The sequence below is a fragment of the Streptomyces hilarionis genome (assembly GCF_024539675.1).
In the GTDB taxonomy this organism is placed as follows: domain Bacteria; phylum Actinomycetota; class Actinomycetes; order Streptomycetales; family Streptomycetaceae; genus Streptomyces; species Streptomyces hilarionis.
The window spans coordinates 25,034-44,013 of sequence record NZ_JAHHIT010000006.1; the positions used below are offsets into that span (position 1 = coordinate 25,034).

Genomic DNA, 18,980 nt, shown 5'->3' on the forward strand with positions numbered 1-18,980 from the left:
CGCGGTCGTCTGCTCCCCGGAGGCGCTGCCCGTCAGCCACTCGTTCCAGCCCAGGTTGAAGGCGGCGTAGCCGTTGTCGGCCTCGGCCTTGGCCCGGGGCGAGCCGGTGATGGTGACGGGATCGCCCTGCTTGACCTGGTCGTAGAACCACTTGGCGTCCGAGAGGGACAGGTGGACGCAGCCGTGCGAGCCGCGCGCGCTGCCGCCGCCCGGGTTCGGGTCCCCGGTCGAGTAGTGCACGTACGTGCCGGACTGGGTCAGGTGGACGTCCCAGGGCAGCGTCAGGTCGTAGAAGTTCGGGCTGCCCTTGTCGCAGCTGATGCCGACGCTGCAGGAGGTCATGTGGACCTCCTTCTCCTTGTCGATGACGGCCATCGTGCCGTTCCACGTCGGGTACTGGGCGCTGCCCGCGTTGATCGACAGGGTGCGCACGGCGCTGCCGTTGCGGGTGACCTTCATGGTGTGGCCGGTCACCGAGACGTCGGCGCGCACGTCGTCGCCGACCTTGAAGGTGTGCGTGTAGGCGCGCACGCCGAAGCGCCCGTTGCCGTTGGCGACGCCCTTCATGTCCGCGTCGACCTTCACCGTGGTGCCGGAGGGCCAGTAGTCCTTGGGACGCCAGTCGGCGCGCTTGTCGCCGAACCAGTGCCAGGCGCCGGCCACCGGCTGCGAGGCGCTCACCTTCAGGTGCTTCTCGACCGCGGCCCGCGCCTTGGCCGCCACCGGGTCGGTGAAGACCACCGAGATCGGCATGGCGACGCCGACCGTGGTCCCCGTCTGAGGGGTGATCGTCTCCAGCAGCATCGGCGGGCCGGCGGGCTTGGTCGGCGAGGGAGAGGCGTGCGCACTCGGGGCGCCCGACCCCTTGGCGTCGCTGCCGCCCGCCTTGTCGCTGCCGCCTCCGGACCCGCCACAGGCCGTCGCACCCACCAGCATCACACCCGTGACGAGTGCGATCCCTATGCCGCCCTTGCGCCGTCCCACGACCTGTCCCCGCTCTCTCGCCCTTCGGCCCCGACGGGCCCGACTCACTCTCAGACGGCGGGAGGGTGATTCTCAGTTGCAAGTGTCGCGTAAAAGGTGTCCCAAGACTTCCTGCGCGGAAGCCCCCCGCCGCGGTAGGCAGGGCGGGTGCCCGACCGCGCACCGTCGAAACCCGGACGCCGTCCATGCGTGATCCGCGTGGAATGAGCTGGATGAGGCGTTCCGGCACGGGCGACACGTACCGCGCGAGTTCGGTGGTTCCCGGTGGATGCACCGTCAATCACCCATCTGACAGGAGCAGTCGGCCTGGGACGCCGTCGGGAGCACCCGGGCCGTCCGGCTCCGGCGCGTGCGCTCCACGACGTGCGACCCCACCCACCACCATGACTGGTGGCAGTGGCAGTGGCAGTGGCAGTGGCAGTGGCAGTGGCAGTGGACGCGGAGGCGGCGGGCTCGGCCGCGGAGAGGCGTCACCGGATCCGCCGCACACGGCCCGCCGCACGGCGCATCCCCGCCAACCGCCCCCTCGGCCGCATGGATGCGGGATGCGGGGGTAGTCGCGCGGCTGTGCCGGGAGCAGGCGACCGGCAGCCGAGGCGGGCTTTCGACGGTGGGAGGGGTATGTCATGGCGCTCATGAGCACGACGGCAACGGACGCGCGGGTGCACGAGTTGCCGGAGGTCGCCGATCCCTCCCGGGTGGCGCCGAAGGACGCCCGGGCACTGTCGAGGCTGTTCTTCGACCAGTTGGCGGTGCTGGAGGAAGGCACCGCGGAACACAGCTACGCACGCAACACCCTGATCGAGATGAACATGTCCCTCGTCCGCTTCGCGGCCGGCCGGTTCCGCGGCCGGGGCGCGGAGGAGATGGAGGACATCGTCCAGGTCGGCATGATCGGCCTGATCAAGGCGATCGACCGCTTCGACCTGTCCCGGGAGGCGGAGTTCACCTCCTTCGCGATCCCCTACATCGTGGGCGAGATCAAGCGCTTCTTCCGGGACACCACCTGGGCCGTGCACGTCCCGCGCCGGTTGCAGGAAGCCCGGGTCCATCTCGCCCGCGCCACGGAGGAACTGCGCAGCCGCCTCGGACGCACCCCGACGGTCAAGGAGCTGTCGGAGCTGATGAGCCTCCCCGAGGACGAGGTGCGCGAGGCCCGCCTGGCCGCGAACGGCTACAACTCCTCCTCCCTGGACGCCACGATCAGCGGCAGCGAGGACGGCGAATCGGCCCTCCAGGACTTCATCGGCGCCCAGGACGTCGCTCTGGAACTGGTCGAGGACTTCCACGCCCTGGCCCCTCTGCTCTGCGAGCTCGACGACCGGGACCGGCAGATCATCCACATGCGGTTCGTGGAGGAACTCACCCAGGCCCAGATAGGCGAACGCCTGGGCGTCTCGCAGATGCACGTCTCGCGCCTGCTGTCGCGCACGCTCGCCCGGCTGCGCGAAGGCATGCTCACCCAGGACTGAGCCGGCGGGAACCGCTCCACCGGGGGCCGAGTCGCCCGGAGCGGAGCGGGCCGTGCGTATCGCGGGCAGGACCGGGAAGTCGGAGGGAAAGGAGGTCGATGAGTATGGTTCCCCTGCTTCTCGTGCTGCTTCTCGCCATCATCCTTTTCGGCGTCGGTTTCGCCGTCAAGGTTCTGTGGTGGGTGGCCATCGCCGTCCTGGTGCTCTGGCTGCTCGGCTTCGTCATGCGTTCCACCAGCGCCGGCGGCGGCCGCGGCCGCTGGTACCGGTGGTGACCTGATCCGGTGCACCCACCCCGGCAGGGACCGGCCGTCCTGACGGCCGGTCCCTGCGCACGCCCCCGCGCACCCGGGCCCCCGCCCGGTTCTCTGCGCGACCTGTGAAGGAGGCGGGTGCGACGGGTGGAGACGCACGGCCGGGCGGGAGCGACGGCCGGCGTCTGAGAGGGTGGGGCGCATGGACATCCTGCGCAGGAACAACGTCACCGTCACCGGCAACCCGCGGGGGCGGACGGTGGTCCTGGCGCACGGGTTCGGCTGCGACCAGAACATGTGGCGGCTGACCGTACCCGCCCTGACCGGCGAATACCGCGTGGTGATGTTCGACTACGTGGGGTCGGGCCGCTCGGATCCGGCGGCGTTCTCCGAGGACCGCTACTCCTCTCTCGACGGCTACGCGCGCGACGTGGTCGAGGTGTGCGAGGCCCTGGACCTGCGCGACGCGGTCCTCGTGGGGCACTCGGTCAGCGCGATGATCGGCGTGCTGGCAGCCGACCTGGCTCCGCGGCGCATCGGGGCCCTGGTGATGGTCGCCCCCTCCCCGCGCTACATCGACGACGAGGGCTACCGGGGCGGGTTCGGCGCCGACGACATCGACGAGCTGCTGGCCTCCCTGGAGTCGAACTACCTCGGCTGGTCCGCCGCGATGGCCCCGGTGATCATGGGCAACGCGGACCGCCCCGAGCTCGGCGAGGAGCTCACCAACAGCTTCTGCGCCACCGACCCCGACATGGCACGCGTCTTCGCGCGGACCACCTTCCTCTCGGACACCAGGGACGACCTGAAGACCGTCCGGGTGCCGACGCTGATCCTCGAGTGCGCCCAGGACGTCATCGCCCCCCGCGAGGTCGGCGCCTTCGTCCACCGGGCCGTCCCGGGGTCGACGCTGGTCACCCTCGACGCGACCGGGCACTGCCCCCACCTGTCCGCTCCGGAGGCCACCAACGAGGCGATCACCGCGTTCCTGGCCGGCCGGCGGTGATGTGCCGCACCGGGCAGCAGCCCGACCAGCAGGGCACGGGCGACGAACGGACCGCCGACGCGGCGTTCGCCGCACTGCTGGAGGACAGCGCCGAGGAACTGTACGAGAACGCGCCGTGCGGCTACCTGTCCACGCTGATGGACGGCACCATCGCGAAGATCAACGACACGCTGCTGGGCTGGCTCCGGCTGGAGCGGGACGCGGTCGTGGGCCGGATGCGCTTCACCGACCTGCTGAGCGTGGGCGGCAAGCTGTACCACGAGACGCACTTCGCGCCGCTGCTGCGCATGCAGGGCGAGATCGGCGGCATCGCCCTGGAGATCAAGCGGGCCGACGGCGCGCGGATGCCGGTGCTGGTCTCCTCCGTGATCAAACAGGGCGGCAACGGCGAGCCGCTGCTGATCCGCACCACCCTGTTCGACGCCCGCGACCGCCGCGCCTACGAGGCCGAACTCCTGCGCGCCGGCAAGGAGGCCGAGCAGGCGCGCAGACAGGCCGAGGCCGACCGCGCCCGGCTCCAGGACGCCCTGGCCGCGCTCCAGCAGTCGCTGCTGCCCGACTCCCTGCCGACGGTCCCCGGGGTCGAGACGGCCGCCCACTACCGCACCGCGTCTCCCGACCGCCTCGGCGGCGACTTCTACGACCTCTTCCCCGTCGGCGGCGACCGCTTCGCCTTCTTCCTGGGGGACGTGTGCGGCAAGGGCCCCCAGGCCGCCGCGGTCACCTCGCTGACCCGCTACACCCTGCGGGCCGCCGCTCTGCACGATCCGGACCCCGTCTCGGCGCTCACCACCCTCAACACGGTGCTGCACGAGCGCTACACCGGCGGCGACCCGCGCTACTGCACCGCCGTGTTCGGCGTCGTCGAACCCGACGCCGAGAGCGGGACGGCGACCGTCCGCCTCGCCTCGGGCGGCCACCCCCCGGCCTTCGTCCTGCGCGCCGACGGCACCGCCGGCTTCCTGCCCACGCCGGGCGGCTTCCTCGTCGGCGCGCTGCCTAACGCGCGCTTCGCCACCGCCGCCACCGTCCTCACCCCCGGCGACACCCTGCTGCTGTACACCGACGGCCTCACCGAGGCCCGCACCGGCCAGGACCGCGGCAGCCTGTACGGGGACGAGGCCCTGCGCGACTTCGCCGCCGCCCACGCCGGCAGGCCGCCGCACGCCGTGATCGAGGCCCTCACCGGGCTGCTGGACGACTTCGGCGACGGACTCGACGACGACACCGCCCTGCTCGCCCTCGGCGTTCCCGCCCCCGACCTCAGGACCACGAAGCACGCATGAGCCAGTTGAGGATCACCGCCCGAGACGCCGTGACAGGTCCCGTTCTGGAGATCATCGGCGAACTCGCCTATCCGCACGCCGCCGAGCTGACCGACCGGCTCCTGACGACCACCCTGCGGCCAGGTCAGCGGCTCGTCCTCGACCTGGCCGGCATGGACTTCTGCGACTCCAGCGGCATCAGCGCCCTGATCGCGGCCCGCAACCTCGCGCACGCCGCCCGGGCCGACGTCGCACTCGCCGCCGTCCCCGCTCACACCCTGCGCATCCTGCGCGTCGTCGGCCTCGACCAGATCTTCGCCGTGCACCCCGACAGCGACGCCGCGACCCGGCCCTGACGGAAGGGGACGTCGCCGGTATGGGCCACCGGCGCCCGGGTAGAAGGGGGAGGAGAACAGACCGAAGCGCCCAAGAGCGGTGAACGCAACGAAAGAGACCCCTATGGTCACCCCGCGGAGGAAGCAGACGGCAGAGGGCCCGGGACGGGACGAAGGCGCCCCGCTGCGCTACGGCGCGATCTGGGGGGACGGCGCCGCCCGTGCCGCGGACGCCCGTCAGGCCCTGCGGGCGTTCCTCGGACAGGCCCGCCGCACGGACCGTGCCGTGGTGCCGAACTCCCTGGCCGCCGACGCCGAACTCGCCACGAGCGAGATGGTCACCAACGCCATCCGGCACGCGCCGGGCCCCTGTGGAATGACCCTGGAGCTGACCGACGACGAACTGACGATCACGGTCTGGGACAGTTCCACCGAGAAGCCGGCGCCCAGGAAGGCCGACCCGCGCCGCATCGGCGGTCACGGCATGCACCTGGTCCACACCGTCAGCGACAAGGTCGTCGTCGCCCTCCGCGCCACGGGGAAGCTGGTCACCGCGCATCTCTCCCTGACCGCGAACCGCGGCGGCGCCGCCTTCGGCGGGCCCGCCGCCGCCCTCCTCCCGGGCTGACCGTCAGCCGCCCGAGGGGAGCCGCTTCCACGACCGCGACTCCCGCGGCCATCTCCTCACCGAGCGGTTCATGGGCGTGTGGCGTCGACGGCCAACGGCTCCTGGAGGACCCCCACGTGGTGATCCAGGGCGAACGAGCGCTGCACCTGAGGGTCAACGCGCGCCGCCGGTCCGCAGCGGGGCCGGGTCAGGCGAAGACACCGGGCGTGACACGACGGACGCGCGCCCGGCGGCCCACGCCCCGACGGTCGCCGACGCCGACCTCCCCCTGATCCTGGGCACGGCGGCCCCGGCGGGACGGCCGTGGACCTCCCCGGTCCGCTGCGCCCCGACGGGCGACCGCGCGTTGCGCCGGCGCTCCGCCACCGACGCCCGGCACTCCCGCCGTCTCGCCGACCGCCACTTTCGTGCCCCCAGGCCTGATCAGCGGTCCGCCGCCGACCTCATCGCCGGTCGCCGCCCCCGTCGGCCCGAGCGGGCGCCCGGCGGCCGACGCTAGCCTGGGCCCATGATCGTATGGCTCAACGGCACCCACGGCGCGGGCAAGACGACGACCGGCGCGCTCGTGCGCCGACTGATCCCCGATTCCCGGGTGTTCGACGCCGAGAAGGTCGGCGAGACCCTCATGGACATCACGCCGGCGCTGCCCGGGGCGGGGGTGGACAACTTCCAGCACTGGCCGCCGTGGCGGCCGCTCGTGGTGGAGACCGCGCACCGCGTCCTCGCCTACGCCGGCGGCACGTTGGTGATGCCCCTGACGGTCCTGGTGGAGCGGTACTGGCGCGAGATCAGCTCCGGGCTCGCCCGACACGCCATCCCGGTACGGCACTTCGTGCTCCACGCCGACCAGGACACCCTCCGCCGGCGCATCGAGGCGGCCGACCCGGTCCCCTCCCCGTTCCGCCTCGCCCACCTCGAGCCCTACGCGCAGGCGGCCCGCACCTGGCTGCACGCCGAGGCCGAGGTCGTCGACACCACACACCTCACGCCCGCCCAGGCCGCCGGGCGGATCGCCGAGGCCGTACAGCGCTGACGTCCGCCCGCCTCAGGCGCGCAGGGCCTCCTCGACGGTGGCGTGGCAGGGGATGAGCTCGTCGATGCCCACGAGACGCAGCAGACGCACGACCGACTCCTGGGCGCCGGCGATGCGCAGCCACCCCTGAGCGCCGCTCACCCGCCGCTGGGCGGTGACGAACACGTTGATGCCGCTGGAGTCCATGAAGGTCACGCCGCTGAGGTCCGCCACGATCCGCGGGGGCTGCGCGCCGCCGTCGAACAGCATCGCCTGGCTGAGGACGTCCTTGACGTCGTGGTCGATCTCGCCCTCGACGGTCACGACGAGGACGCCGTCGACCACTTCGGGCTGGACGGAAAGATGATTCGGCCGGTCGTCCCTGGGGATGTCGTTCACGTCTCCTCGGCTGCGCCTGGGCTCGCCCGCTCAAGGGCGTGCTCGGACGATTCTGCCCCACCCGCGCGGCGGCATGCACCAGGACCGGCCGGGCGATCGTCCGGCTAGGCGGCACGTGTCGGGGTAGCAGGGACACACGTACCGAGGGTGTCGCGGCGCAGAGCTGGGGGACGGGTTGGAAGCGCAGGGTGAGAGCATCCCCGTCATGGGCGATGCGGACGATCGTAGGGTCGGGTGGTGGGCTGCGCTGCGCAGGACGCCGGTGACGGTCTGGAACGACGACGTCACGGACTGGGCGGCCGCGCTGACCTACTACGCCGTCCTGGCCCTGTTCCCCCTGCTGCTGGTCATCCTCTCGATCCTGGGGCTGACCATGCCCACCGCGAAGCCCGAGGTCATCGAGCGCATGGCGCAGGCCGCCCCGGCCGAGTCCCGTGCCCTGCTGCGCAGCACCCTGCGCCAGATGTCCGAGCAGTCGTCGACGGCCTGGACGTTGATCTTCGTCGGCGGGACGGGAGCGCTGTGGTCGGGATGCAGCTACCTCAGCGTCTTCCGCCGGGCGCTGTACGCGATGCACCGCACCAGCGCCGACCGGCCGGTCTGGCGCACGGCGCCGCGCATCGTCCTGACGGCCGTGGTGCTGAGCTCGCTGCTCCTCACGTCCACGCTCGCGCTGCTGGTCAGCGGCGGTCTGGCCCGGCGTCTGGGGCACGTGCTGGACCTGGGGACCGCGCCGCAGGCCACATGGGACGCCCTGCGGTGGCCGGTCGTGGCCGCGGTCGCCGTGGCCCTGGTGCTCGTCCTGTACCGGTCGGGGCCGGCGCGCTCCCGCCCCGTCGGAAGGATGGCTCCCGGCGGGACGCTGGCCGTGGTGCTCCTGCTCACGGTGTCGCTCGCCTTCGCCCTCTACACGGCGCACGTCAGCACCTACGACCGTCTGTACGGCGGGCTGGCGGGAGTGGTGGTCTTCCTGGTCTGGCTGTGGCTGTCGAATCTGGCCCTCCTGGTCGGAGCCCAGTTCAACGCGGAGCTGACCAAGCCCTTCGAGGCGGCCGACGTGCCGGATTCCGTGCGCGCCGTGGAGCGTGCGGCCGGGGCCTGCCCGGCGAGCCGCCGAGGGCCGGCCCCCTCGTGAGCGGCTCTCGCCGCGGGAGCGCCTGCGGCGACGGGTCGTGCGGGGGAGCCCGGCGCCCGGTCACGGCGGTCACCAGCTGATCGCGGCGGCGACCGGCAGATGGTCGCTGCCGGTGGCGGGGAGGGACCACGAGCTTCGCGCCGTCACGCCGCGGACCAGGATCTGGTCGATGCGCACCACCGGGAACCTCGCCGGCCAGGTGAAGCCGAAGCCGCTGCCGGCCGCCACCTGGGTGGAGCGCAACCGTGAGGTCAGGCCGTCGAAGGCGCGGTCGTCCACGACGCCGTTCAGGTCGCCGAGCAGCACCACCCGCGCGTTGTGCTCGGCGGCGACGGCCCGGGCGAGCGCCTGCGCGCCCCGGTCGCGCGAGTCCGTCCAGAAACCGGCCCTGGGGTTCACCCGCGCGGAACCCAGGTGGGCCACGTACACGGCCAGCGGACCGTGGCGCGTGGTCACCGTGGCGCGCAGCGCCCGGGCGTAGGCCGCCTTGACCTCGGCCGGCTTGGTCGCCGCCAGCGGTCCGTAGTCCATCGCGGTGTCGACGGTCCTGGCGTCCGTCAGCGGCAGCCTGCTCCACAGTCCGACCGTCCCCCGCACCACGTGGTACGGGTACGCCTTCGCCAGGCCCTTCTCGTAGACCGGCCTCGCCCGCGAGGTGATCTCCTCCAGGGCCAGCACGTCGGCGCCGGACGCGGACAGGGCGCGGGCGGTGCCGGCCGGATCGGGGTTGTCGGCTCCGACGTTGTGGCCGGCCACGACGAGGTCGCCGCCCGCCTGGGACCTGTCGCCGAGCAGCCCGCCGAAGAGATGCAGCCACACCAGCACCGGCAGCAGCAGGGCGGTCACCGCCGAGGCCGAGCGTCGCCACAGCGCGCCGGCCAGCAGCAGCGGGATGACCAGGCCGAACCACGGCAGCACGGTCTCCACCAGGCTGCCGAGGTTTCCGATCCGGTTCGGGATCCACGCGTGCAGCAGCAGGACGAGGCCGAGCAGCACCGCCGACGCCGCGAGCAGCCGGCCGCGCCTCCAGGGCTCCGGCCGCGAGACGCCGAGGATCACCCGGCGCGGGCCCGCCCGCCGACGCAGGGCCGCCCACCGTGAACCGGACCCGGCGTCCGGAGGGCCCGAGCCGGTGCCCCCGGGCCCGGGGCCGTCCTGCCCGGTCTCCGCCGCGTCCACCCGTGTCATCGCCGTGCCCGCTCAACGACGCCGACGCCGACGGCCCCGGCCGCGTCCTCCGGCTCCGGGAGGAGGCGAGGCGCGTCAGCCCCCTCTCGCGGCCCCCCTGCGGGGAACGCGGGGGAACGTCGAGGACGGTGCGGTCGAGGACGGTGCGGTCCACCGGGACGGGTTTCCCGGGCGCCGGGGCCGGGAAGCCCGTGGGCGCGGGCCGGGGAGGGGGCGTGCGCCTTGCTGCCGCCGCTCGCGAGGGATCGGGTGAGTGCCATGCCGTCCAGTGGACGGAACGCGGTGTTGCCCGCGCGTATGCGGTTTCCGATACGCCGACGATATGCGCCGACTCGTAGCATCGACGGCATGCGCGTGCTGCTCGTCGAGGACGAACCGTATCTGGCAGAAGCCGTCCGCGACGGCCTGCGCCTGGAGGCGATCGCCGCCGACATCGCGGGCGACGGGGACACCGCCCTCGAACTGCTGAGCACCCACGCCTACGACATCGCCGTCCTGGACCGCGACATCCCCGGGCCCTCCGGCGACGTCGTCGCCCGGCGCATCGTCGCCTCGGGCAGCGGCATACCCATCCTCATGCTCACCGCCGCCGACCGGCTCGACGACAAGGCCACCGGGTTCGCCCTCGGGGCCGACGACTACCTCACGAAACCCTTCGAGCTGCGAGAGCTCGCGCTCCGGCTCCGGGCACTCGACCGCAGACGCGCCCACAACAGGCCGCCGGTGCGGGAGATCGGCGGCCTTCGGCTGGACCCCTTCCGCCGCGAGGTCTTCCGCGACGGCCGCTACGTGGCGCTGACCAGGAAGCAGTTCGCCGTGCTCGAGGTCCTCGTGGCCGCCGAGGGCGGTGTCGTCAGCGCGGAGGAGCTCCTGGAACGCGCGTGGGACGCACACGCCGACCCGTTCACCAACGCCGTCCGCATCACCGTCTCCGCCCTGCGCAAACGGCTCGGCGAGCCCGGGATCATCGTCACGGTCCCTGGTGTCGGATACCGCATCGAGGCGGCCGATGCGCCCGATGCGGCGGCCGGGGCGGCCGATGCGGGCCGGACGAGCGAGAGGGGCGCGCGTGGATAGGGCGTCCGGTCTGAGCGTGCGTGCCCGGCTCGCCCTCAGCTACGCCGGATTCCTCATGCTCGCCGGAGTCCTGCTGCTCGCGGCGGTGTGGGTGTTCCTGCTGCGCTACGTCCCCGACCGCGCGCTGATGATCAACGGGTCCGTGGACGCCCCGCACCCGGGCGTCTTTCCCGTCCGCTCCAATCTCCTGCGCGTCTTCGCGCCCAGGGCGGCCGCGGTGTTCGCGCTCCTGCTGGCCTTCGGCCTCGCCGGAGGGTGGGTCCTCGCCGGCCGGATGCTGGCCCCCATGAGCCGCATCGCCGACGCCGCCCGCCTGGCCTCGGCCGGATCCCTCTCCCACCGCGTCCGGCTCCCGGGACGCAAGGACGAGTTCCGCGAACTCGCCGACGCCTTCGACGAGATGCTCGCCCGTCTCGAGGCCCACGTCGCCGAACAGCAGAGGTTCGCGGCCAACGCCTCCCACGAGCTGCGCACCCCGCTGGCGACCTCGAAGGCGCTGCTGGACGTCGCTCGCAGCGATCCGCGGCACGACACCGCGGAGGTCCTCGACCGCCTGCACGCCGTCAACGCCCGGGCGATCGACCTCACCGAGGCGCTGCTGCTGCTCAGCCGCGCCGGGCAGCGGTCGTTCACCCCGGAACCCGTGGACCTCTCCCTGCTGGCGGAGGAAGCGGTCGAGACGCTCGTCCCCCTGGCGGACCGGCACGGCGTCGCGGTCGAGACCGTCGGCGAGGTCGCCCCCACGACGGGCTCGCCGGCGTTGCTGCTCCAGCTGACCGCCAACCTCGTGCACAACGCGATCGTCCACAACCTCCCCGAACGGGGCACCGTGCGGGTCAGCACCGCCGTGCGTCCCGAGACCGTGCTGCTCACCGTCGAGAACACCGGCGAGAAGGTCACCGCGCAGACGGCCTCGACGCTCACCGAACCGTTCCAGCGCGGCACCGAGCGTGTACACGCCGCCCACGCGGGCGTCGGCCTCGGCCTGGCCATCGTCCGGTCCATCGCTCAGGCGCACGACGGGATGCTCACCCTCGCGCCACGCTCCACGGGCGGGCTCCGCGTCACCGTGGAACTGCCCGCGGTCTGAAGCGGGCGCAGCCGGGGAGGACGTCCGCCCGGACCCCTGCTCCGGTCAGGTGCTCCGGCGCAGTTCGGGCGTGGTCGGGGGCCGGCCGGTGAGACTGGTGATCAGGTCGGCGCACACGTCGCGCAGCTTCACGTTGCGTCGCTGGGAGGCGGAGCGCAGCACGCCGAACGCCTCGTGCGCGGTGCACCGGCGCTGCCCCATGATCACGCCGATGGCCTGGTCGATGACGCTGCGCGACTCCATCGCGGTGCGCAACTGGTCGGCGAACTCCTGGGTGTGGCTGATGCGCCGGGCCAGGGCGATGCCGCCGGTGGCCTGAGCGGCCAGGGAGCGCAGGGCGCCGAGGTCGCGGTCCTCGAAGGCGTGGGGCGGGGCGGCGTAGAGGTTGAGGGCGCCGGCGGCGCCGGTGTGCGCGGCGATCGGCAGCGACAGCGTGCTGAGGATGCCGCAGTCGACGGCGTAGGCGGGGTAGTCGCCCCACCTCGTCTCCTCGCGCATGTCGCCGACGTGGATCTCCTCGCCGGTGCGCAGGGACTCCAGACAGGGGCCGTCGTCCTGTCCGTACTGCTTCTCGTCCAGCTTCATCGCCGCGACGCCCGCTCCGGCGACGGTCATCGGCTCGCCGTCGCCCTCGATCGTCACCCCCGCGCCCTGGGCCCGGGAGAGGGCGAGGGCGGCTTCGGCGAGGGTCTGCAGGAAGCCCTCCAGCGAGTCGGTCTCCAGCAGCCACCGGGTGACCTGGCTGCCGTCGTGTACGGCGTCCGCGTTCATCGTCGTTTCCTTGGCGTGGGTTTCTTCCCCCACACGGCTGCCCGGACCGCTACGGATCATGTCCGCCGGCCGCCGGCCGCCCGCCGCGGGGAGGCCGCTGACCCGTAGTGGATCTCCGCTCGGCCCCCCACCCCACCGCGCGGCCCGGTACTCTCTGTAGCCCGGGACGGGTGGGACGTTGGGAAAGGGGACCAGGTGAGAGCGGCGCGGACGTTGGCCACGTTCGACGACGTCGAGCTCGGTGACCACATCTGCTGGCGCCCGGACTCGGCCGACGCGTCGCCCGCGGATGTGCTCGCCTACGTGGCGGACGGCGCTCTGTACGGCGACAAGATCGTGGTCGTCGGCTCCGTCGACGCCGTCCTCGGTCTTCCCCGCGACGCCGTGCCCGCCGCCGCGGTGATCCTCGACCCGCGCCGCGTCCTGGACTCCGACTCCCTCCTGGCCGCGGTGCGCCAGGAGGCGCGCACCGCGCTCCGCGAGGGGTTCCGGTCGGTGCGTGTGCTGACCGAGCGGGCGCCCGCCGGGGCCCGCGACGGAGCCGAGGACCTGGTGGCCCAGGAGCTGAGGCTCGACGAGTTCGCCTCGGAGAGCAACGCCATCGTGGTCTGCGCCTTCCGGCCTTCGCAGTGGGACGGGCCTACGCTGGAACATGTGGCAGGTGTGCACCCGCACGAGATGGGCATACGCGCTGAGCGTCCGGCCTTCCGGATGTACAGTGCGGGCGCCGACGTCTGGAGCGTGGACGGTGTGATCGACTCAGAGGGCGCGGACGCGTTCAACACCGCGATGCGTGCGGTGATGCGCTTCTCGCCCAAGGTGAACCTGCGGTTCGACTCCCTGGAGATGATCGACGCCGCCGGCATGCACGCACTCGTCGACGCGGCCCGTCACCTGCCCGATCGCCGCGTCGTCGTGGAAGGCGCCAACGAGACCGTGCGCCTGTGCTGGGAACTCGCGGGATACGCGAGCGCCGGCGTGCCGGTGGTGATGGCCGCATGACCACGTCCCCGCCCGCACCCGCCTCCGACGGGGGCCGGTCTCACTTCCGCCACGAGCTCTACCCCTATCGCGGGACCGAGCAGTTCCTGTCCGGGACCCTGGCGTACGTCCAGGAGGCGCTGGAGGGCGGCGAGGCCGTGGTCGTCGCCGTCCCGCCGGACCGGGCGTCACTCCTGCGCGACGCACTCGGCGACGAGCCCGCCGTGACCTTCGTCGACACCACGACGCTCGGACCGAACCCGGGCCGCCTCGTCGGCGCCTGGGTCACCTGGATGCAGGAGCGGGGCGAGGGGGACAGGCCGGTGCGCGGCATCGGCGAAACGGCCTGGCGCGAGGCCCGCAGCGCCGCGCACCTGTCCGAACTGCGCTACCACGAGTGGCTGTTGAACCGCGCCTTCGCCCGCAGCTCCGCCTGGTCGATGCTGTGCCCGTACGACGACGCCGCTGACGACCGCAGCGCCCTGGAGACCGTCTCGCGCTGCCACCCCCTGATCCGCCAGGACGGCCATTACGTGCGCAACGAGGGCTACCTCACCGCCGACGAGTACCCGTTCGAGGCCCTGTCCGCCGCCTGCGACCCCTTCCAGGAGCTGAGCTACACCCACGGCGACCTGGCCGCGGTCCGCTCCAAGGTGGCCCAGTGCGCCGCGGACGCGGGCCTCTTGGAGGAACAGCAGCGCAGACTGGCCGTCGCCGTCACGGAGATCGCCACGAACAGCATCCGGCACGGCGGAGGCCACGGGACCCTGCGCACCTGGACCCAGGACGCCACGTTCGTGTGCGAGTTCCGCGACGCCGGCTACATCCCGGACGTGATGGCGGGCCGCACCCGTCCCAGCGCCGACCAGATCGGCGGCCGTGGACTGTGGCTCGCCCAGCAGCTCTGCGACCTCGTGGAGATCCGCTCCGTCCGCGACCACGGCACCACCATCCGCCTCCACGTCGACGTCCCCCGCTGAGCCGGCGCCGGGACGACCGGACGCGCAGGGGGGGGCGTACACCAGGAGGGCGTCGTCGCGCAGCCGGACGCCTGACGCCGGGCGTCGGGGTGTGGGGCGTCAGCCGCCCGTCGTGCATCAGATGCCGCACACCAGGCCGCGCGCAGCAGCCGTGCCAGGGTGTCCGTCCCGCCCGGCAGTGCTGTGACCGAAGGAGAGCGGTTCGGTCGGGGTCGCCCGCAGCCCCTGGGCGGGCGCGCTCCGGCCGGCGTCCATCCCTCGAGTGCAGCAGACGCCCGGCCCGGCGGCATCGCCGGGATCCAGGGCTCACCGGGACGGCAGGTCGCGCAGCACCTCCCGCGCGGCGCGGGCGCCCGAGGCCAGCGCGCCCTGGACCGAGCCGGTCGCGCGGTGGTCCCCGCACACGTACCGGCCCGGGGCCACCCGGGTCGTGCGCGTGAGCTCCTGGGGGGCCGCCATCGCGGGCAGGGCCTCGGGGACCGTCCGGACGGTCAGCAGCTCCCAGCGGCCGGCGTCGGCGCCGTACACCTCGCTCAGCGCCTCGCGCAGCGCGGGCTCCCGGCCCTCGGCGTCGGCGCCCAGCACGGAGGTGGCGACCAGGGCCCGCCCGGGCGGCGCGCAGGAGGCGGCGACCTCGCTCAGCACGCAGGTGTTGAGAAACCGCCGCCGGGTGTCGACCAGCAGGGTGGGCTCGTGCAGCGGTGACCGCTCCGGGGCGTGGTAGTACGTCGTCACCGTCCGGTAGTCGGGCACCTCGACGTCCGGTATCAGGGCGACGGCGGGCCCGGGGCCGGTGGCCACCACCACGGCGCGTGCCGGAACGCTCTCACCGGCGGCGGTCTCGACCCCGTCGCCGGTGAGCCGCTCCACGCCGGTCTCCAGCCGCACGGCATCATCCGGCAGGGCTGCCGCGAGCGCGCGGGGGACGGCTCCGATGCCGTCCGCGGGCAGGCACAGGGCGCCACGCAGCATGCTGCGCCACACCAGGTGGAAGACCCGGGCGGACGTCTCCAGCCGGTCCTCCAGGAACACTCCGGACAGGAAGGGACGGAAGAACCGCTCGACGAAGGCGTCGGTGAACCCGGCCTCGGCGAGCGCCGCCCGCGTGCTGCGGTCGGGGCGCCGCTTCAGCCGGTGCGGCGGGAGCAGGGCGTCCGAGGCCGCGAGCGCGCCCAGGGCCGCCAGGTCACGGGCTCCCGCCACCCGCCCCGAGAGGAGGCCGGCGAGCGCGGACGGCTGGGAGCGGGGGTCGGTCAGGCGGCGCCGGCCGGACTCGGTGTGGATGAGCACGCCCGGGGTGAACGGGCGCAGGGCCAGCGCGGGGAGCGACAGGCGTCGTTGGACCTGCGGGTAGGACGTGTTGAAGACCTGGAAGCCGCGGTCGACCAGGAAGCCGTCCACCCGGTCGGAACGCATCCGGCCGCCGACCCCGTCCGAGGCCTCCAGGACCCGCACCGCGACACCGGCCGCGACCAGGTCCTGGGCACAGGCGAGCCCGGCGACGCCGGCTCCGATCACCACGACGTCGGGGGCGCCACGGCCTGCGGTCACGTCGTCTCCTTCCGTCGCGGCGCCCGCCGTCGTGCGCGGGGCGCGGGGCCGCCGTGCGGCGGGCGCCGTCGACCTCTCTTCGGCCTCGGCCGCGGGCGCGGATGCACCGCGGGGCGAGACGCAACGATCGGGTCCTGTCCGATCGACGGCTCGGCGGCGATCGGCCGGGGTCGCTCAGCCGGGGAAGCGTCCCGTCGAGCGCAGCTGCCAGCGCCGCTCCGCGTAGGCCAGGTCGTCGCGCCACAGGCGGCCCGCCGCGGCCCGCACCAGAGGGCGCAGCAGCGGCTGCATCCGGCGCGCCACGGCGAAGCCGGGGCGCTCGGACGCCGCGACGACGGCCTCCACCACCGCCGTGCGGGGCCGGCCGCGGTCGTCGACGCCGAGCGGCGTCGCGTGCGTCTCGACCACCGAGCCCTTGCCCTCGCCCTCCGTGATGTGCATGACGACGGTGCGCGGCTCCGGCGCGGTGAACACGGCGCGCACCGGCACGACCAGCCGCCCGGCGACGCGGAAGGAGACGTCGACGACGAACCCGTCCTCCCGCGTCGCCGCGGCCTCGTCCTCGGCTTCCGCGTCGGCGTCCGCGCCCGCCTCCGTCCGCGCGCCCGACCTGCCCGCGGCCGCGGGGCTGTCCACGACGGTCAGGTCGACGAAGGAGTACGGGTGGAACCAGGCGCCGTGCCAGGGATCGAGCCGGTTGGCCACCACGTCCTCCGGCTCGCAGACGCCCACGCCCACGTACACGGCGCTCACGGCCCGGGCCGTGGCGGGCCGTGCGGGCACCACCGGCGCGTCCAGGGGCGGCTCGCCGCCCACGTCGTCCAGGCGCACCCACGCCAGCACGCCGTCGTCGTACGCCGGCAGGGGCTCCCACCCCGCGAACGGCCCGCCGCTCAGGGCGAGGCCGTGCCAGTGGCAGACGAGGGTGCCGCACCGGACCGGGCTGTCGCGCAGCGGCGCGCCCAGGTGCGGGCAGACGCCCGGCCCGGCGACGAGCCGGCCCGCGGCGTCGCGCCAGACGACGATCTCCCGTCCGGCGATCGTCCGGGCGAGGGGCCGGTCGGCCCGGACGTCCCGGGTCGCGCCCACGACGAACCAGTTGCCCGAGGGACGTGCCTGCGCGCGCTTCAGCGCCTGGGCGATGACCGCGGGGCGGGCCTCGCGCCACGTCGGACGCTGCCGTTCCCAGGCGACCGGGTCCCTGCGCAGGGACAGCGGGAGGCGTCCGCGGCGGACGGGACGACGGGGGTTCACATGACCTCCTTGGGCAGGGGCTGCGCGGCGACGGGCCGGTGCGCCGGGTGCGCGGCCGCGCTCCGCGTCGGCGCGGCGGGCCGCGCGACGGCGGCGGACGGCGCCGAGGGATCGGAGGCCGGTGCGGCGTTCGGTGCGGCGGGGTGCGCGGACACCGCCGTCGGGCGCACCGCGCGTGCCCGCATGCGGGCCGCCGCCACACGCACCAGCCCGTCGGCCGCCACCGCGGCCCGCCGTCGCCGGGGCACCACGGCACGCCGGTGCAGCACCGAGTACCCGTCGTCCGCGACCGCGTCGAGGATGCCGCCGTAGAGCACGAAGGCCGTGCGGATGCAGGGGCGTGACACGGGTTCGAGCATCGCGATGCCGGGCGCCGCCTCGCGGTAGACGCCGCGGGTGAGGCCCTCGAAGGCCCTGAGGGCGGCCGTGATGCGCGGGTCGCGGCGGCCGGTGCGGCGGCTCCAGAGCAGCAACTCCCGGTCGGCGCCGTGCGCGGACAGCAGGTCGGCCGGCAGGTAGACGCGTCCGCGGTCGAGGTCCTCGCCCACGTCGCGCAGGAAGTTGGTCAGCTGGAAGGCCACGCCGAGGGCGGCCGCGTGCGGGGCGGCTTCCTCGCGCGGGACGACGGAGCCCAGCACGGGCAGCATCTGCAACCCGATCACCGCCGCCGAGCCGTGCATGTAGGCGCACAGGTCGTCGTAGGTCGGATAGTCGGTGACCTCCAGGTCGCTGCGCATGGACGCCATGAAGTCGCCGAAGTGGGTGTGGTCGATGGCGTAGCGCCGGGCCGTGTCGGCCAGCGCGAGCACCACCGGCTCGGCGCTGCTGCCGTCGCGCAGCCCTCGCTGGAGCCGCTCGTGCAGGCGGGCGAGATCGGCCGCGCGGCGATGCGCGGGGACGCCGTCGTCCAGCGAGTCGACGATGTCGTCGGCCCAGCGGGCGAAGCCGTAGAGGGCGTGGACGGCCGGCCGCCGCTCCACGGGCAGCAGGCGGGTGGCCAGGAAGTAGGTCTTGCCGTGCCGGGCGTTGAGCCGCCGGCAGCGTGTGTAGGCGTCGCGCAGCGCCGGCTCGGTGATGCCCGCCGCGTCGAGTTCACGGACCGTCATGACGAGGCTCCTTCCGACACGGCCGGCCCCGAGGGCGGCACGGGCGGGTCCGGCACGCGGGGGACGGCGCGCGGGCGTCGGGGTGCGGCGGCCGTGTGCCCCCCGGTGATGCGGGCCGCGGCGAGCTTGCCGGACAGCAGGACGGTCGGGACGCCGACGCCGGGCGTGGTGCCGCACCCGGCGAGGACGGCGTTGTCGGTGCCGCGCACCAGGTTGCGCGGCCGGAACGGCCCGGTCTGCGCGAAGGTGTGCGCTGCCGAGAAGGGGGTGCCGGCCGCGTGTCCCTGGGCCGTCCAGTCGGCGGGGGTCACGAGTGCCTCCTCCTCGACGGACTCCGCGATGCCCTCGAAGCCGCGCCGGTCGAGCTCCCGCAGGACGCTGTCGCGGTAGCGCGGGCCGAGCTCGCCCCAGGCGGCGGCGTCCGGCCCGATGTCGGTGTTCGGGCAGGGGGCGAGGACGTAGTGGAGGTGGCGGCCGGGCGGGGCGAGGGTG

General features: G+C 73.9%; 20 protein-coding genes. 12 read left to right on the forward strand and 8 right to left on the reverse strand.

Annotation, left to right across the window (positions count from 1 at the left end):
• Window positions 1-984 (reverse strand): L,D-transpeptidase (locus KMS84_RS02825; protein WP_256914393.1); only part of this gene is annotated, 984 nt, incomplete at its 3' end.
• A 626-nt stretch (window positions 985-1,610) separates the two neighbouring features.
• Between KMS84_RS02825 and KMS84_RS02830 the strand changes: the two genes are divergently transcribed.
• From KMS84_RS02830 to KMS84_RS02860, 7 genes are all read left to right on the forward strand, one after another.
• Entirely contained in the window at window positions 1,611-2,456 is an 846-nt protein-coding gene (locus KMS84_RS02830; RefSeq protein WP_256914394.1) for an RNA polymerase sigma factor SigF, read from the forward strand.
• Between the two features lie 104 nt (window positions 2,457-2,560).
• Complete coding sequence (locus tag KMS84_RS02835; RefSeq protein WP_256914414.1) at window positions 2,561-2,731, forward strand: hydrophobic protein; 171 nt, start codon at window positions 2,561-2,563, stop codon at window positions 2,729-2,731.
• Window positions 2,732-2,912: 181 nt separating this feature from the next.
• The gene (locus tag KMS84_RS02840) at window positions 2,913-3,716 is read left to right on the forward strand and encodes an alpha/beta fold hydrolase (protein ID WP_256914395.1); all 804 of its coding nucleotides are present in this window, start codon (window positions 2,913-2,915) and stop codon (window positions 3,714-3,716) included.
• The gene (locus KMS84_RS02845) at window positions 3,716-5,002 is read left to right on the forward strand and encodes a PP2C family protein-serine/threonine phosphatase (protein ID WP_256914396.1); all 1,287 of its coding nucleotides are present in this window, start codon (window positions 3,716-3,718) and stop codon (window positions 5,000-5,002) included. The genes KMS84_RS02840 and KMS84_RS02845 overlap by 1 nt, the downstream gene beginning before the upstream one ends.
• A complete protein-coding gene (locus tag KMS84_RS02850) occupies window positions 4,999-5,337 on the forward strand; it encodes an STAS domain-containing protein (protein WP_256914397.1) in 339 nt (112 codons plus the stop codon). The genes KMS84_RS02845 and KMS84_RS02850 overlap by 4 nt, the downstream gene beginning before the upstream one ends.
• A 103-nt stretch (window positions 5,338-5,440) precedes the next feature.
• A complete protein-coding gene (locus KMS84_RS02855; protein ID WP_256914398.1) occupies window positions 5,441-5,944 on the forward strand; it encodes an ATP-binding protein in 504 nt (167 codons plus the stop codon).
• 508 nt (window positions 5,945-6,452) lie between these two features.
• A complete protein-coding gene (locus tag KMS84_RS02860; protein WP_256914399.1) occupies window positions 6,453-6,977 on the forward strand; it encodes a DEAD/DEAH box helicase family protein in 525 nt (174 codons plus the stop codon).
• A gap of 12 nt (window positions 6,978-6,989) precedes the next feature.
• On the opposite strand, the gene KMS84_RS02865 is transcribed toward KMS84_RS02860, so the two are convergent.
• Window positions 6,990-7,355 carry an STAS domain-containing protein gene (locus KMS84_RS02865; RefSeq protein ID WP_256914400.1) on the reverse strand — a complete coding sequence of 122 codons (366 nt, stop codon included), beginning with the start codon at window positions 7,353-7,355 and terminating at the stop codon, window positions 6,990-6,992.
• Between the two features lie 205 nt (window positions 7,356-7,560).
• Between KMS84_RS02865 and KMS84_RS02870 the strand changes: the two genes are divergently transcribed.
• Entirely contained in the window at window positions 7,561-8,490 is a 930-nt protein-coding gene (locus tag KMS84_RS02870) for a YihY/virulence factor BrkB family protein (protein ID WP_256914401.1), read from the forward strand.
• A gap of 69 nt (window positions 8,491-8,559) precedes the next feature.
• Here KMS84_RS02870 and KMS84_RS02875 read toward each other — a convergent pair whose 3' ends face one another.
• On the reverse strand, window positions 8,560-9,678 hold the full coding sequence (locus KMS84_RS02875; protein WP_256914402.1) for an endonuclease/exonuclease/phosphatase family protein: 1,119 nt from the start codon (window positions 9,676-9,678) through the stop codon (window positions 8,560-8,562).
• A gap of 348 nt (window positions 9,679-10,026) precedes the next feature.
• Here KMS84_RS02875 and KMS84_RS02880 point away from each other — a divergent pair, with 348 nt between their 5' ends.
• Both KMS84_RS02880 and KMS84_RS02885 read left to right on the forward strand, forming a co-directional pair.
• The gene (locus KMS84_RS02880) at window positions 10,027-10,755 is read left to right on the forward strand and encodes a response regulator transcription factor (RefSeq protein ID WP_256914403.1); all 729 of its coding nucleotides are present in this window, start codon (window positions 10,027-10,029) and stop codon (window positions 10,753-10,755) included.
• Window positions 10,748-11,845, forward strand: coding sequence for a sensor histidine kinase (locus KMS84_RS02885; RefSeq protein WP_256914404.1), 1,098 nt, complete (start codon window positions 10,748-10,750; stop codon window positions 11,843-11,845). Before KMS84_RS02880 ends, KMS84_RS02885 begins: the two co-directional genes overlap by 8 nt.
• A gap of 45 nt (window positions 11,846-11,890) precedes the next feature.
• On the opposite strand, the gene KMS84_RS02890 is transcribed toward KMS84_RS02885, so the two are convergent.
• Window positions 11,891-12,616 (reverse strand): GAF and ANTAR domain-containing protein, encoded by a 726-nt coding sequence (locus KMS84_RS02890; protein ID WP_256914405.1) that lies wholly within the window; start codon window positions 12,614-12,616, stop codon window positions 11,891-11,893.
• Between the two features lie 195 nt (window positions 12,617-12,811).
• On the opposite strand from KMS84_RS02890, the gene KMS84_RS02895 reads away from it, so the two are divergent.
• Entirely contained in the window at window positions 12,812-13,618 is an 807-nt protein-coding gene (locus KMS84_RS02895; RefSeq protein ID WP_256914406.1) for an MEDS domain-containing protein, read from the forward strand.
• A complete protein-coding gene (locus KMS84_RS02900) occupies window positions 13,615-14,577 on the forward strand; it encodes a sensor histidine kinase (protein WP_256914407.1) in 963 nt (320 codons plus the stop codon). The genes KMS84_RS02895 and KMS84_RS02900 overlap by 4 nt, the downstream gene beginning before the upstream one ends.
• A gap of 306 nt (window positions 14,578-14,883) precedes the next feature.
• Here KMS84_RS02900 and KMS84_RS02905 read toward each other — a convergent pair whose 3' ends face one another.
• The 4 genes from KMS84_RS02905 to KMS84_RS02920 form a co-directional block, all read right to left on the reverse strand.
• Window positions 14,884-16,128 (reverse strand): NAD(P)/FAD-dependent oxidoreductase, encoded by a 1,245-nt coding sequence (locus tag KMS84_RS02905; RefSeq protein WP_256914408.1) that lies wholly within the window; start codon window positions 16,126-16,128, stop codon window positions 14,884-14,886.
• A gap of 174 nt (window positions 16,129-16,302) precedes the next feature.
• Window positions 16,303-17,382: a Rieske (2Fe-2S) protein gene (locus tag KMS84_RS02910; protein ID WP_256914409.1), complete on the reverse strand. Its 1,080-nt coding sequence runs from the start codon at window positions 17,380-17,382 to the stop codon at window positions 16,303-16,305.
• Complete coding sequence (locus KMS84_RS02915) at window positions 17,379-18,488, reverse strand: phytoene/squalene synthase family protein (protein ID WP_256914410.1); 1,110 nt, start codon at window positions 18,486-18,488, stop codon at window positions 17,379-17,381. The genes KMS84_RS02910 and KMS84_RS02915 overlap by 4 nt, the downstream gene beginning before the upstream one ends.
• Window positions 18,485-18,980, reverse strand: a 496-nt coding sequence (locus tag KMS84_RS02920; RefSeq protein WP_256914411.1) for an FAD-dependent oxidoreductase, incomplete at its 5' end; no start/stop codon positions are given. The genes KMS84_RS02920 and KMS84_RS02915, both read right to left, overlap by 4 nt.